The sequence below is a fragment of the Tenacibaculum crassostreae genome, assembly GCF_964512405.1.
GTDB lineage: Bacteria > Bacteroidota > Bacteroidia > Flavobacteriales > Flavobacteriaceae > Polaribacter > Polaribacter crassostreae.
Map to the genome: position 1 here is coordinate 185,446 of NZ_CAZELE010000003.1, position 12,955 is coordinate 198,400.

Annotated in this window: 19 protein-coding genes; 11 read left to right on the plus strand and 8 right to left on the minus strand. The window is 30.2% G+C overall.

The genetic code is table 11. From position 1 onward, the window contains the following. Position 1 precedes the first annotated feature (1 nt). The 8 genes from ACKTST_RS03070 to ACKTST_RS03105 all read left to right on the plus strand — a co-directional run bounded on the left by ACKTST_RS03070 (position 2) and on the right by ACKTST_RS03105 (position 4,434). Positions 2 to 484, plus strand: a complete 483-nt coding sequence (locus ACKTST_RS03070; protein WP_408046332.1) for a TlpA family protein disulfide reductase — start codon at positions 2 to 4, stop codon at positions 482 to 484. 1 nt (position 485) lies between these two features. Further along, positions 486 to 980, plus strand: coding sequence for a redoxin family protein (locus ACKTST_RS03075; protein WP_408046333.1), 495 nt, complete (start codon positions 486 to 488; stop codon positions 978 to 980). Positions 981 to 1,021: 41 nt separating this feature from the next. Next, on the plus strand, positions 1,022 to 1,780 hold the full coding sequence (tpiA, locus tag ACKTST_RS03080; RefSeq protein WP_408046334.1) for a triose-phosphate isomerase: 759 nt from the start codon (positions 1,022 to 1,024) through the stop codon (positions 1,778 to 1,780). Beyond that, positions 1,780 to 2,613, plus strand: a complete 834-nt coding sequence (gene prmA / locus ACKTST_RS03085) for a 50S ribosomal protein L11 methyltransferase (RefSeq protein ID WP_408046335.1) — start codon at positions 1,780 to 1,782, stop codon at positions 2,611 to 2,613. Before tpiA ends, prmA begins: the two co-directional genes overlap by 1 nt. Before the next feature lie 5 nt (positions 2,614 to 2,618). Next, a complete protein-coding gene (locus ACKTST_RS03090; protein ID WP_408046336.1) occupies positions 2,619 to 2,894 on the plus strand; it encodes an ATP-dependent Clp protease adaptor ClpS in 276 nt (91 codons plus the stop codon). A gap of 2 nt (positions 2,895 to 2,896) precedes the next feature. Further along, positions 2,897 to 3,181, plus strand: a complete 285-nt coding sequence (locus ACKTST_RS03095) for a hypothetical protein (RefSeq protein WP_408046337.1) — start codon at positions 2,897 to 2,899, stop codon at positions 3,179 to 3,181. Positions 3,182 to 3,670: 489 nt separating this feature from the next. Next, positions 3,671 to 4,006, plus strand: a complete 336-nt coding sequence (locus tag ACKTST_RS03100; protein WP_408046338.1) for a hypothetical protein — start codon at positions 3,671 to 3,673, stop codon at positions 4,004 to 4,006. A 2-nt stretch (positions 4,007 to 4,008) separates the two neighbouring features. Next, entirely contained in the window at positions 4,009 to 4,434 is a 426-nt protein-coding gene (locus tag ACKTST_RS03105; RefSeq protein WP_408046339.1) for a tellurite resistance TerB family protein, read from the plus strand. A gap of 39 nt (positions 4,435 to 4,473) precedes the next feature. Here the strand turns inward: ACKTST_RS03105 and ACKTST_RS03110 are convergent, their stop codons facing one another. From ACKTST_RS03110 to ACKTST_RS03145, 8 genes are all read right to left on the minus strand, one after another. Then, positions 4,474 to 4,734 carry a hypothetical protein gene (locus ACKTST_RS03110; RefSeq protein WP_408046340.1) on the minus strand — a complete coding sequence of 87 codons (261 nt, stop codon included), beginning with the start codon at positions 4,732 to 4,734 and terminating at the stop codon, positions 4,474 to 4,476. A gap of 13 nt (positions 4,735 to 4,747) precedes the next feature. Then, the gene (locus ACKTST_RS03115) at positions 4,748 to 5,161 is read right to left on the minus strand and encodes a VOC family protein (RefSeq protein ID WP_408046341.1); all 414 of its coding nucleotides are present in this window, start codon (positions 5,159 to 5,161) and stop codon (positions 4,748 to 4,750) included. Positions 5,162 to 5,171: 10 nt separating this feature from the next. Then, on the minus strand, positions 5,172 to 5,465 hold the full coding sequence (locus ACKTST_RS03120) for a hypothetical protein (protein ID WP_408046342.1): 294 nt from the start codon (positions 5,463 to 5,465) through the stop codon (positions 5,172 to 5,174). A gap of 3 nt (positions 5,466 to 5,468) precedes the next feature. After that, complete coding sequence (locus tag ACKTST_RS03125; RefSeq protein ID WP_408046343.1) at positions 5,469 to 6,437, minus strand: deoxyhypusine synthase family protein; 969 nt, start codon at positions 6,435 to 6,437, stop codon at positions 5,469 to 5,471. A 73-nt stretch (positions 6,438 to 6,510) separates the two neighbouring features. Continuing rightward, positions 6,511 to 7,353 carry an RMD1 family protein gene (locus tag ACKTST_RS03130; RefSeq protein ID WP_408046344.1) on the minus strand — a complete coding sequence of 281 codons (843 nt, stop codon included), beginning with the start codon at positions 7,351 to 7,353 and terminating at the stop codon, positions 6,511 to 6,513. Next, complete coding sequence (gene speB / locus ACKTST_RS03135) at positions 7,292 to 8,230, minus strand: agmatinase (RefSeq protein ID WP_408046345.1); 939 nt, start codon at positions 8,228 to 8,230, stop codon at positions 7,292 to 7,294. Before speB ends, ACKTST_RS03130 begins: the two co-directional genes overlap by 62 nt. 16 nt (positions 8,231 to 8,246) lie before the next feature. Beyond that, positions 8,247 to 9,638 carry an arginine decarboxylase gene (locus ACKTST_RS03140; RefSeq protein ID WP_408046346.1) on the minus strand — a complete coding sequence of 464 codons (1,392 nt, stop codon included), beginning with the start codon at positions 9,636 to 9,638 and terminating at the stop codon, positions 8,247 to 8,249. Positions 9,639 to 10,043: 405 nt separating this feature from the next. Beyond that, a complete protein-coding gene (locus tag ACKTST_RS03145) occupies positions 10,044 to 10,571 on the minus strand; it encodes a mechanosensitive ion channel domain-containing protein (protein ID WP_408046347.1) in 528 nt (175 codons plus the stop codon). A gap of 94 nt (positions 10,572 to 10,665) precedes the next feature. Here ACKTST_RS03145 and ACKTST_RS03150 point away from each other — a divergent pair, with 94 nt between their 5' ends. From ACKTST_RS03150 to corA, 3 genes are read left to right on the plus strand one after another with little or no spacing between them, the layout of a single operon-like run. Continuing rightward, positions 10,666 to 11,499, plus strand: coding sequence for a universal stress protein (locus ACKTST_RS03150; RefSeq protein ID WP_408046348.1), 834 nt, complete (start codon positions 10,666 to 10,668; stop codon positions 11,497 to 11,499). A gap of 2 nt (positions 11,500 to 11,501) precedes the next feature. Further along, positions 11,502 to 11,879, plus strand: a complete 378-nt coding sequence (locus tag ACKTST_RS03155) for a hypothetical protein (RefSeq protein ID WP_408046349.1) — start codon at positions 11,502 to 11,504, stop codon at positions 11,877 to 11,879. A gap of 9 nt (positions 11,880 to 11,888) precedes the next feature. Then, positions 11,889 to 12,953, plus strand: coding sequence for a magnesium/cobalt transporter CorA (gene corA / locus ACKTST_RS03160; protein ID WP_408046350.1), 1,065 nt, complete (start codon positions 11,889 to 11,891; stop codon positions 12,951 to 12,953). Positions 12,954 to 12,955: the final 2 nt, after the last annotated feature.

Sequence of the window (12,955 nt, forward strand, 5' to 3'; positions counted from 1 at the left end):
AATGAGACTTTATTTTTTATTGATTTTACTAGTTTTTTTGTCAAGTTGTGCTGTTTTTCAGCCAAAACATTTTACAAATGATGCGTTAAACGAAGAACTGCTTACTTTAGAACGTAGATCGACTACACTTCAAGAAATTTTAACAAAAAATAAAGGGAAGAAAAAGTTTGTGCAAATATTTGCAAATTATTGCCCTGTAAGTCAAGATAGTTTTAAGGATGTTGTTGCTTTTCAAGAGAAAAATACAGAAGTTGTATATGTTTTTTTGTCAGTTGATCATTCTTATCACGACTGGAAAAGAGGATTGGAAACTATTCCGGTAAAAGGTCAGCATTATTACATTCCGAAGAAAGGAGATGGTGAATTGGGGAAGTTTTTAAAACTAAAAACGATTCCGAGGTTTTTAATCATTGACGAAAATGGAAAAATATCATTATTCAAATCGTCAAAAGTATCAGATAAATTAACAAATAAAGTACAGTAGCATGAAGAAATTCTTGATTATATTTTTAGTGAGTTTAACAATAGCAAGTTGTTCAAAAGAAAATCCAGAGCAGTTTTCAAAAGAAGCGTTGGAAGATGTTTTTATTTCGGTAGATGAAGAAAACGTTCCGTTTAAAAATATTTTAGAAAAACACAAAGGCAAGAAAATAGTGATTAATGTTTGGGCATCTTGGTGTCCTGATTGTTTAGAAGGTTTACTTGAAATTAGAAAAATTCAAGAAGAAAACACTGATGTTGTGTATGTGTTTTTGTCGTTAGACAGAAATCAAAACGATTGGAAAGCAGCTTTACAACGTTTGAAACTTAAAGGAGATCATTATTTTATGCAATCAGGTTGGGAAGGAAAAATGGGTGAATTCTTAGGTTTAAATTGGATTCCTAGATATTTAGTAATTGACGAAACAGGTAAAATTATGGTTTTTAACGCAACAAAAGCAACCGATAAATTAATTCGTCAAAGCCTAGAAATAATGTAATTTTGCATTCCATAAATCAATAACCAGAAAAAAGAACAAAAGTGAGACAAAAAATAGTAGCAGGTAACTGGAAGATGAATAAAAACCTTGAGGAAGCTAAAGAGCTAATTAAAGGTATTAAGAAAGAAGTAAAAAACGGTTTAGCAGAAGATACAAGAGTAATTATTGCTCCAAGTTTTGTAAACCTAAATTATGCTACTAAAAAGACTAAAAAATCTGCTGTTGAGGTTGCAGCTCAAAACATGCATCAAGCAACAGGTGGTGCTTTTACAGGTGAGGTGTCTGCAGATATGTTAAAAAAAATTGGTGTAGATATCGTTATTCTTGGGCATTCAGAACGCAGAGAATATTTTGGTGAAACTGATGAGTTGTTAGCTGAAAAGGTAAATACTGCTGTAGCTAATAATTTAGAAGTAATCTTTTGTTTTGGTGAATTGTTAGAAGATAGAAAATCAGGAAATCATTTTGCAGTAGTTGAAAGTCAAGTAAAAAAAGCGCTTTTTCACTTAAAAAATGAAGATTTTAAGAATATTGTTTTAGCATACGAACCTGTTTGGGCTATTGGTACAGGAGAAACCGCTACACCAGAACAAGCACAAGAAATGCATGCTTTTGTAAGAGAACTTTTTGTTAATGTTTATGGAAATGAAACAGCTAATGCAATTTCAATTTTATATGGAGGAAGTGTTAAACCAGCTAACGCTGAAGAGATTTTTTCTAAACCTGATGTTGATGGCGGTTTAATTGGAGGAGCAGCCTTAAAAACAGAAGATTTTGTAGCAATTATTAAATCAATTTAATGGATAATATATACATAGAATATACTTTTAAAGTTACGCCGATAGAGCCAACAACTGAGATTTTAATTGCAGAGTTAGGTTCGGTAGGGTTTGAGAGTTTTGTTGAAAATGAGAACGGAGTTGTTGCGTATATTCAAAAAGAAGTATGGAACTCGGATATTTTAGACGATGTTTTTGTGCTAAACTCTGAAGAATTTTCTATTGAATTTGAACACAAAGAAATTGAGCAAACGAATTGGAATGCCGAATGGGAAAAGAACTTTAATCCTATTCAGGTTGATGATTTAGTAAGTATAAGAGCGCCTTTTCATGAAAATCCTAATTTGAAATACGATATTGTTATCGAGCCAAAAATGAGTTTTGGTACAGGACATCATGAAACCACCCATATGATGGTGCAACATTTACTTAATTTAGATATTGAAGGTAAAAAAGTGTTAGATATGGGTTGCGGAACAGGGATTTTAGCAATTTTTGCTGAAATGAAAGGCGCGCAACCTATTGATGCTATTGATATTGATGCTTGGTGCTATGAGAATTCGCTTGAAAATGTTGAAAGAAACAACTGTAAACATATTTCTGTATACGAAGGAGAAGCATTGCTTTTAAAAGGTAAAAACTATGATGTTATTATAGCAAATATTAATAGAAATATTTTGCTGAATGACATGAAAACGTATACAGATTGTTTAAACGAAGAAGGAACTTTATTGTTAAGTGGATTTTATAAGGAAGATATTCCAACGATTGATAATGAGGTTTCTAAGTACGGTTTAACATTAAAAAATACTATCGAAAGAAATAATTGGGTAGCTTTGCAGTATCAAAAATAAAACCAATGAGTACGATTGAAAAAATACAAGAAGAGCTTGACGTCTTATTGCAAGAAACTACAGAACACGAAATTGTTTTGTACAATGATGATGTAAATACTTTTGATTTTGTAATTGATAGTTTAGTTACAGTGTGCGATCATACGTTAGAACAAGCAGAACAATGTACTATTTTAGTTCATTACAAAGGAAAGTGTGCTGTTAAAACAGGAGAGTACAAAGATTTAGAACCTAGATGCTCTAAGTTGTTAGAGTTAGGGTTGTCAGCAGAGATTGTATAAGAATGGAAAACGTTTTTAGGTATTACGAATTTTCAGGTTTTTTTACAGACAATTCTGAAACATTTCAAAAGAATGATATTTGCTTTTCAGAATTAAACGAACAGCATTTTTTAATTTTTGAAAAGAAAATTGAAGATACAGCAACAATTTATAATCTATATGTATCTAAATACAATTCAAAAAAAGAAATAGGAAAGAAACCGCCAGAAATACTAGAGTTACTAGTAGCTGATTATGATAAATCGATACCAGAACATAGAGTAGTTTTAAGAAAATATTTATACTAATAAAAAGCTCAAAAAGAAATTTTTGAGCTTTTTTATGTTTTCATGTGACTTATTAAATAATGCTGTGTCTTATTATATGAAAGCGAAACAGAAAAGTAGCTTTTAAAAAGTTCAAAGTAGGTATTTATCCCTTAAATATATAGGCTTCTCCGATTAAGATTATACACCTTAATTATTTTCATCCGAAAAGAGAAGTCTCTTCAAAAAAATAAAAATAGTAGTAGTTAGTTTTTATACTAAGTTTGGTTAGACGAAAGGGCCTAAAACGAAAGTTTTAGGTCTTTTTTATTGAATTATTTTTTTGTTAAACTGAACAAAAAATAACGTATATTTATATAGTAATGTATAGCGTAAAATTAATGCCTATGTAACATCATTTTCTTTATTTCCACGAGCATGACCTATTTTAGGTTTTTGCTAAAAGTAAGTTGGGCTTGTTGTGGTAAATACCCAAGAAAGTAAATTATATATACTTAAATTTAAAAGAAAATGAAAACAGGTATTATTAAAGCAATTTTTATATTATTTATAGCTACTAATTTAGCGCTTACTACAAAAAATAAAAACACAGAAGAGCCAACAAAAGTTATAGCAACTTTTCAGGGATTTGATGATAATGGATATACATTTTCGTTTGTAAATGATGACAACGATGAAGAGGTAATTACTTTCGAAACAGTTTCAGAAAAAATATTAAAAACCTACAACCTAAAAGATAGTAAGTTTATAGATCAAGAGTTTGAAATTACATACGACTATCAAGCTTCAGAAGAAGATGAAGATATTGAAGTTTTAGTGTTACAATCAATTAAAAAAATAGAGTGATTATGAGTATTGTAGATTTATATGAGTCAAGTAAACATAGAAATAACGTAGCGCATTTTAGTGCAATTGTAAACCTTGCTACTGTAGATGGTGATTTGAATGAAGATGAGCAAAAGCTTGTCAATCGTTTTGCAAGAAAGCTTGATATAACAGAAGAAGAATATCAAGAAATTTTGAAAAATTCTAAAAAATATCCAGTAGTACCTCATATTAATACTGACGATAGGTTAGAGCGCTTGTTAGATTTGTTTAAAATAATTTATTCTGATCATATAATTGATGATGCTGAGCGAAAACTAATATTAAAATATGCAATTCAGTTAGGTTTTTCTCAAGAAAAGGCAGAAGAGATTATTTTGAAAACCACTAAGATTTTTAGTGGAAGAATAGATCTTGACCAATATAAATCGATACTTAAAATTTTATAAAAGCAAAACCCATTCTTTACTTAGAATGGGTTTTTTGTTTTAAAGTAATTGAAGGTTGTCTAATTTAAAAATAACCAAATTTTCATCGTCTACATCGTCAAAAATTTCTTTGTAAGTTATTTTAAACTTCTTGTTTTTGAATGCAGATGATTTTAAATCGAAAGCTTCTAAATTCTTTTTGTTGATTTGTTCAAAATCGATAATATCACCATTTTCTAATTCAAAAACGTAATAGCCGTTTGTGTATCCTTGATATACGCCGACTAATGTAACTGTTTGTTGAGAGTTGTAATAAGCCATAGCGCGCTTTAATTTACATCATAAACATTCCGTCTTCTTGTATAAAAGTTTTAAATTCTAAAGTATATCCGTTAGGATCTTTTATAAAAAATGACACGTGTTCACCATGTTTATCTTTTAAAAAAGTTTTTTTAATATTATGACCCGATAACCAATAATTAACTCTATCGTAAATTTCTTCCCATTCATTGCTGTTCACAATTACTCCGAAATGAAAAGTAGGTAAAGAATGGTTTTCAAATTGGTAGTTAGGATATTCAAAATTAAATGTATCAACTAAAACAAAGGTTAATTGATTATTGAAAAGATTGATATCTACCCACTCTTTGGTTACTCTTCCAACTGTAGCACCTAGTTCATCGGTGTAAAAACTTATCGTCTCCTTAATGTTTAAACATGGAAGCGACATGTGAAATGCTGGATTCATGGTTTTTTAATTAATCATTGTCAAAATTATCAGATACTTCAATTTCATCAAACTCGTCATCGTTGTCATCATCATCATCTACATCATCTGCATCATAATCTTCCATAGTTTGTTGCAGTTGAGAACTTATTTTCACTAAAAACAAAGTGTCTTCAGTTTTAACTTCTACTGCTTTTACTGTTTCTCCTTTACTGTTTTTAAAGGAAATAATGTCTGAATGATCGTATCCGTCAGGATATTTCTCTACCAATAAATCTAATATATCGGTAGTTAGTTTTGAATAGTCTACAATAACTCGTTTCATGTATTACATGTTTAAAAGATACGCAAAAATTAACGGAGCAACAATAGTTGCATCACTTTCTATAATAAACTTAGGAGTATCGATGTCTAATTTACCCCAAGTAATTTTTTCGTTAGGTACTGCACCAGAATACGAACCGTAGCTTGTTGTAGAATCTGAAATTTGACAGAAATAGCTCCAAAAAGGAGTGTCTTCTCTTTCTAAATCTTGATACAACATTGGTACAACACAAATAGGGAAATCACCTGCAATTCCACCTCCAATTTGGAAGAATCCGATTCCTTTTTCTGAATTGTCTGTATACCAATCTGCTAAGAAAGTCATGTATTCGATTCCAGATTTCATGGTTGATGCTTTTAATTCTCCTTTTACCACATATGAAGCAAAGATATTACCCATCGTGCTGTCTTCCCACCCTGGAACTACGATTGGTAAGTTTTTCTCTGCAGCAGCGTACATCCAAGAATCCTTTAAATCGATTTCGTAGTATTCTTCTAAAACACCAGAAAGTAATAATTTGTACATGTATTCATGCGGAAAATAACACTCGCCTGCTTCTTCAGCATCTTTCCAAATTTTGAAAACATGTTTTTGTAAACGACGGAAAGCTTCTTCTTCAGGAATACAAGTATCAGTTACACGGTTTAATCCTTTTAATAATAAATCCCACTCGTCTTGCGGAGTTAAATCACGGTAATTAGGAACTCTTTTGTAGTGCGAATGTGCTACTAAGTTCATAATATCTTCTTCAAGGTTTGCACCTGTACAAGAAATAATATCAACCTTACCTTGACGAATCATTTCGGCAAAAATCTTTCCTAATTCTGCAGTACTCATTGCTCCTGCTAATGAAACTAACATTTTAGATCCTTGCTCTAATTGTGCTTCGTATCCTTTTGCTGCATCTACTAATGCAGCAGCGTTAAAGTGTAAAAAGTATTTTTCTATAAAATTGGTTATTGGCTTATCCATTTTTATTGTTTTTTGTGAGTTTATGAAATTACCATGAGTTTTTTTTATGTAGTAATTTCATAAACTCTGTGTTTTATATTAATTTTTCAATAATAACCTGTACCACTTCAAAAAGGATTAAAATAATAATAATCCATTCTAGCATACTGCTGTATTTGTGTTGTAGTATATCGTTGAATAAATCTAAATTTTCTTTAATTACGTTTAAACTATTTTCTATTCCTTGATGGCGTTTTACAATGTCTAATTCATCTTTTAATTTGTAATCTAAATCCGATAAATCTTTGTTGCTCCACGCTACATCTGGTGAGTCAAAAACAAACAAATTCTCTGCAATGTTATTTTTTAAATTCATGGTTTTACCAATGAATTTTCTCATTTGAACTTTAGAAAGCTTAAAGCTTCCTGTTCTTTCTAATTGCTTAGAATATATTAATGTTTTATCGTGCAAATCAGATGTTTTATTCACATAATTCATCAATGCTACCGATTGTGCTAAATTTAGCATGATGGTATGTGCTACATCGTCATTTAGTTCTTTAACTTGTATGCTTCCAAAATCAACTTCAATCGTATCAGAAAAAGTGATTTCGTATTTTTCTGATGGTAATTGATCGAAGGTTGCGATTTCTTTACCTGCTAAAAAATTAACAATTTCGGTTATAACAACTTCTTCACAATTTATAAAAACTACACTTCCATAATCTTTTACGTAGATGTATGAGTCGTTTTTAAATTTATAAAGTAAAAAAGAGTGTTCTCTTTTTACTAGGTTGTACGATTTAAATTGTTTACGAACTGTACTAAGTAAAATTCGTTTTTCTAAATGATACGCAATGGTTTGTAAGCGCATTTTAATAATCGTCGTCGTTGCTTTTAAACTTCGATAATTTATTAAATGGTGAGCTATCATCATCGCTATAATCTTCTTCGTCTTCCATGTTAGATGCGAATTTATAACTCAACATTTTATAGTATAATTTAGCCGCTAAAAAGTCTGAAGACTTTTCGTTTTCGTTAGGGCATAATTCTACGATATCAAATCCTACTACGTTTCTTTCAGTAAATACTTTCTTTAAGAACTCAAGTGTTTCATAGTAAAATAACCCACCTGGTTCTGGTGTTCCTGTACTTGGTAATAATGATGGGTCAATTGCATCTAAATCAAACGTGATAAAAACGTTTCCTGTTAATTGGTCAATAACATCATCCATCCAATATTCATTTACAGCCATATCATGCGCAAAGAATACTTTATCTAAGTTCATTGATGACTTTTCTGTAATATCCATACTACGGATTCCTACTTGTACTAAGTTAGTGTTTTGGCTTGCTTCGTAAACCGCACAAGCGTGGTTGCATTTTGTTCCTTCGTACTCTTTACGTAAATCGGCATGTGCATCGATATGTAACACTGTTAAGTTGTTAAAACACTCGTTGAATGCACGAATTGTTCCGATAGAAATTGAATGCTCTCCACCAAAAAGCGTTACAAATTTATTCTTATTGATGTATTTTTTGGTCGTTTCATGTACTGCTTCTACCATAGCTTCAGGAGAAGAATCTTCAGTAACAGCAGGAGCTAAATAAACTCCTTCTTTGTACACTTCACTATCAGTTTCTATATCGTAAAGCTCCATGTTTTCTGAAGCGTTTAAAAAAGCTTCAGGACCTTTATCTGCTCCTTTTTGCCAAGTGCTAGTTCCGTCATAAGGAACAGGGATTAATACTACTTTAGCAGTTTCTAACTTTGCGTATTGATCAGGAATACCTGCGTAATTTCTTTTTTCCATTTTTATTAATATTAAACTAGTACCCTAGGATTGATAATAGTTCTTCGCTTTTTTGTTGTTCTTTAAATAATTTTGTGGTGAAATCACCATTTTCGTTTTTATCAATTAATATGTGTTTTGGGGTTGGAATTAAACAGTGTTGTAGTCCGCCAAAACCACCTATAGTTTCTTGATAAGCACCTGTGTTGAAAAAGCCTACATATAAAGGAGATTCTTTTTCGTATACTGGTAAATATATTCCGTTTACGTGTTGTTCTGAGTTGTAATAATCATCGCTATCACAAGTCAATCCACCTAATAACACACGTTCGTATCTGTGATTCCATTTGTTAATAGGAAGCATGATAAATCGCTTGTTAATAGCCCATGAATCTGGTAAAGTGGTAATGAAAGATGAGTTAATCATGTTCCATTTTTCACGATCGTTTTGTCTTTTTTGATACAGTACTTCGTAAATTGCTCCACCAGCTTCACCAACAGTAAAACTTCCAAATTCAGTAAAAATATTAGGTGTGTCAACCCCTGCTTCTTTACAAGCTACGTTTATTTGATTGATGATTTCATCTACCATGTACTCATAGTCATAATCGAAAGCTAATGAGTTTTTAATAGGGAAACCTCCACCAATATTTAAGCTGTCTAAGGTTGGACAAACTTTTTTAAGTTTAATGTATACGTTTAAACACTTTAACAATTCGTTCCAGTAATAAGCGTTGTCTTTAATTCCTGTATTGATAAAGAAGTGTAACATCTTTAGTTCAACCTGCGGATTGTTAGCTATTTGACGCTCATAAAACGATACGATGTTTTTGTAACCAATTCCTAAACGGCTTGTGTAAAACTCAAACTTAGGCTCTTCTTCCGAAGCAATACGAATTCCAACATTGAACTTGCTTTTAGTTTCATCTAAAAGTAAATCTAGTTCTTCATAATTGTCTATAATCGGAATACAGTTGGTATGTCCACCATCTATTAAACTAATAATGTTTGCTATGTATTGATCGCGTTTAAAACCGTTGCATAATACATAAGCATCATCACTTAATTTCCCTTCTTTTTTTAATGATTTTACAATGTCGATATCAAAAGCAGAAGATGTTTCGATGTGTATATCGTTTTTTAAAGCCTCGTTTAACACATATTTAAAGTGCGAACTTTTGGTACAGTAACTATAGTTGTAAGTTCCTTGGTAATTGTGTTTTTCAATGGCTTTATGAAACCAGTTTTTAGCTTTGTTTATGTTTTCTGATATTTTTGGTAAGTAAGTGAATTTTAATGGCGCGCCATATTGCTTCACTAATTCCATCATATCAATGTTGTGAAAAAACAAGTTGTTTTGTTCTGTGTGAAATTCCTCTTGAGGAAAATCAAACGTTTGTTCTATTAAGTCTTTATATTTAGTATTCATTATTATTTTAGTTGTTTCTGTGTTTTAAGTACAGAAGAATTATTTAAAAAAGAAGCTAAGGCTTTGCCAAAAACTTATTTTAAATAAAAAAGTGTAACAAGCATCGTTGTTTTTTAACAAGATGATTAAACCAAAATAAAATGAATAGTTAGACTCTTAAAGCTAAACAATCACCGCACTGTTTATAAAAATTCAGTGGTAAAGAGTATTGAGGAGTGGAAGAAACCTTAATTTTTTCGTTGTGTTTCCCAAACACTAAATAACTTTTAATCTTCCCGTAAAAGTTAGTGACGAAATAAGTAAAACGTAACATTCGACTTATATAATAAGATGAGGTAAATGTAAACTATTTTTTAATACAACAAACTTTTTTTTATTTTTTTTAAATATTTAATTTGTAGTAGGTTAGCTGTTGTTTTTCTTTTTAACTAACTCTATTCCTTTGTATAAAATAATAGTATTAGGGATAGTTATTTCTCTTTTTCCTTCAGAAATATAAAGTAAAACATAAAATCCGGTTATGTTTTTTACAACTCCTTGTAAGTCGAAATCTTTGTCAATTATTTTTATGGTATCGCCAATACGCATTGGGTGATAAAAAAACAAGATAATACTGGCAGTTAAGTTTGATAAAATTGACCATTGAGCAAAAAAACCAACCCCAAGTACAGCAAGTATAGATGATGCGAAAACAGTAACTTCTTTTAAGTTGATTCCGAAAATGATTAACGAAATAAAAAACGCTAGGGTGTAGTATAAAAAGTAGCTTAGATTTAAAATTAGCTTTCTTCTATGAGGCTCAATAGCGTTTTTTACAATATATGATCTTGTAAGTTTCTTGGTTAAATAAATTAAAAAAAACAAAATCGTTAGTAAAAGTAAAAATTGTAATAGAGGATTATAAATAGATAACTCTAAAAAGCGATTCTTCATGATTTAGTTTTTTAATACAAAGATAGTTCTGGTTTCGTTAATATAATCTCGAAATAAAAAATTATATTTGATAGGTAATCATGATTTTTTAGTTATGAAAAATATTTTAATTCCGTATAATTTTTCAGAAGTAGCAATAAATGCATTGAATTATACCAAGCAGTTGTTTAAAGGGGTTGAAGCAACCATTTATTTGTTGGATGTTTACGTTAGTCAGCCTTCAGAATTGTTAAGCGAAGAAAAAAATGACAAGTGGTTTAATGAGATGGATGATGAAATTGAAAATGAACTAAAATATTTAATTGAAGTTTTAAATAGAGAAGAAAGTTCGTTCACTTTTGAAAAACTAGTAGCTTCAAATTCATTGACGAAAGCTGTAGTAAATGCAATAAAAGATAAAAATATAGATGTTGTTGTTACGGGAACAAAAGGAGCGAAAAGTTTAGCTGAAACTTTTATTGGAACTAATACTATGAAAATGATTACTGCAATTAATGATTGTCCGTTAATTGTAGTTCCCATGAATTATAAATACAAACCGCTGCATCAAATTGTATTTTCAACAAATTATAAAAGACAGTATTCAGCTAAAGAATTACAGTTTTTGGTAAGTTTAAGCGCGCTAAAAAAATGTTTGGTAGAAGTTGTTAATTTGTCAGAAGAGAGTTTTTTAACTGAAAATCAACAAAAGCATAAAGTTAGGTTGAGGGAAATGTTACAAGACTTAAACGTTGTTTATAAAAAGATTGATTGGGAAGGTTCAGAAACGTCAACGATAGAAAAGCATATTGATGAAACCGACAGCGAATTATTAGTTTTGATAAATCATAAATACAATTTCTTTAATCGCTTGTTGGAAGAAAATGTGATTAAAAAATCAGCATTTCATAGTAAGATCCCTATTTTAATATTGCCAGAAATTACGTAGTTATGAAATTTACCGAAGATTTTTATAAAAGCATTGCAAACTTATTTTATGCTGTTTCTATGGCAGATAAAAATATGACTGTTGAAGAAAAGAAAAGCATCGTTAAGCGAGTAGAGAAGAACTGGAATACTTCAAAAGATACTTCAGAAAGTGAATTAATTTATGAAGAACTAAGATCGTTGCTTAAAGAAAAGACTACTTCTGACGAAGCTTATGAAAACTTTAAAAATTACTACACAACACATAAAAAAGAGTTTTCTAAAGAAACTATTCATAATTTATTAGCAGCATCACACGAAATTTCAGATGCAACAGCAAGTAAAAATAAATCAGAACTCATTATACTTGCCAAACTGTATAAATTATTTCAACTCGCTTAAAATAAAAGCATGACTCGTTTTATAATCAAACAAAAAAACACCAAAAATGTAATTCCTGGAAGTCCAGTATTTGTTGGTCATCAAAAAGAAGAGAATACTCGTATCCGATTAATAGGGTATGATGAAAATGTTATTGACGAGTTGGAATTGCAAAGTATAAATGAACTCGAAACATATTTAACCGTTTATAAAAAGATATGGATAAATATTGATGGTTTACATGATATTGAATTAATAAGGCAAATAGGTAAGCTTTTTAATATTCACACTCTTATTTTAGAAGATATTGTAAATACAGACCAGCGCCCGAGAGTTGATATTGACGAAGATTCAATTTTTACCAGTATAAAAATGATGTTTTTAAATAACCAAAAACATCAATTAGAAGCAGAGCAAGTTTCAATGTATTTGTTAAAAAATGTATTGATAACATTTCAAGAAAAGCAAGGAGATATTTTTGAACCTGTAAGAGATAGGTTGCGCAATAAAAAAGGAAGAGTTCGTTCTTATAATACAACGTATTTAATGTATTGTTTGTTGGATGTGATTGTTGATAATTATAACTTTTTGATGGAGATTTTTGGTGAAAAAGTTGAAGAGTTGGAAGATAAAATTCTTTTAGAGCCTAATAAGAATATTTTACAAGAGATAAATCGAAATAAGATTGAACTAAACTACTTTAGAAAAGCGATAAGACCCGCGAGAGAGGCAATAAGTTATTTTAAAGATTTTAAAACGGAATTAATAACCAAAAAAGAGCAACCTTTTTTTAATGATTTGAACGATTTGGTTGAAAGAAGCTACGATTCTGTTGAAAACTATAAAAGTATGTTGAGTGAACAGTTAACAGTCTATTCTACCAATGTAAATAACAGGATGAATGATATCATGAAAATACTTACGATATTTTCTGTCGTTTTTATACCTATTACTTTTATAGCGGGTGTTTACGGTACTAATTTTCATTATATACCAGAGTTAACATATAGAAATGGATATTTTATAATGTGGGGAGTAATCTTGCTAACCGTAGTAGTTATGCTGGGATACTTTAAGTATAAAAAATGGTTTTAATA

Coding starts and splice junctions, on each gene's coding strand:
- ACKTST_RS03070 (WP_408046332.1), top strand. CDS start 2: ATGAGACTTTATTTTTTATTGATTTTACTAGTTTTTTTGTCAAGTTGT.
- ACKTST_RS03075 (WP_408046333.1), top strand. CDS start 486: ATGAAGAAATTCTTGATTATATTTTTAGTGAGTTTAACAATAGCAAGT.
- prmA (WP_408046335.1), top strand. CDS start 1,780: ATGGATAATATATACATAGAATATACTTTTAAAGTTACGCCGATAGAG.
- ACKTST_RS03090 (WP_408046336.1), top strand. CDS start 2,619: ATGAGTACGATTGAAAAAATACAAGAAGAGCTTGACGTCTTATTGCAA.
- ACKTST_RS03095 (WP_408046337.1), top strand. CDS start 2,897: ATGGAAAACGTTTTTAGGTATTACGAATTTTCAGGTTTTTTTACAGAC.
- ACKTST_RS03100 (WP_408046338.1), top strand. CDS start 3,671: ATGAAAACAGGTATTATTAAAGCAATTTTTATATTATTTATAGCTACT.
- ACKTST_RS03105 (WP_408046339.1), top strand. CDS start 4,009: ATGAGTATTGTAGATTTATATGAGTCAAGTAAACATAGAAATAACGTA.
- ACKTST_RS03110 (WP_408046340.1), bottom strand. CDS start 4,734: ATGGCTTATTACAACTCTCAACAAACAGTTACATTAGTCGGCGTATAT.
- ACKTST_RS03115 (WP_408046341.1), bottom strand. CDS start 5,161: ATGAATCCAGCATTTCACATGTCGCTTCCATGTTTAAACATTAAGGAG.
- ACKTST_RS03120 (WP_408046342.1), bottom strand. CDS start 5,465: ATGAAACGAGTTATTGTAGACTATTCAAAACTAACTACCGATATATTA.
- ACKTST_RS03125 (WP_408046343.1), bottom strand. CDS start 6,437: ATGGATAAGCCAATAACCAATTTTATAGAAAAATACTTTTTACACTTT.
- ACKTST_RS03130 (WP_408046344.1), bottom strand. CDS start 7,353: ATGATGATAGCTCACCATTTAATAAATTATCGAAGTTTAAAAGCAACG.
- speB (WP_408046345.1), bottom strand. CDS start 8,230: ATGGAAAAAAGAAATTACGCAGGTATTCCTGATCAATACGCAAAGTTA.
- ACKTST_RS03140 (WP_408046346.1), bottom strand. CDS start 9,638: ATGAATACTAAATATAAAGACTTAATAGAACAAACGTTTGATTTTCCT.
- ACKTST_RS03145 (WP_408046347.1), bottom strand. CDS start 10,571: ATGAAGAATCGCTTTTTAGAGTTATCTATTTATAATCCTCTATTACAA.
- ACKTST_RS03150 (WP_408046348.1), top strand. CDS start 10,666: ATGAAAAATATTTTAATTCCGTATAATTTTTCAGAAGTAGCAATAAAT.
- ACKTST_RS03155 (WP_408046349.1), top strand. CDS start 11,502: ATGAAATTTACCGAAGATTTTTATAAAAGCATTGCAAACTTATTTTAT.
- corA (WP_408046350.1), top strand. CDS start 11,889: ATGACTCGTTTTATAATCAAACAAAAAAACACCAAAAATGTAATTCCT.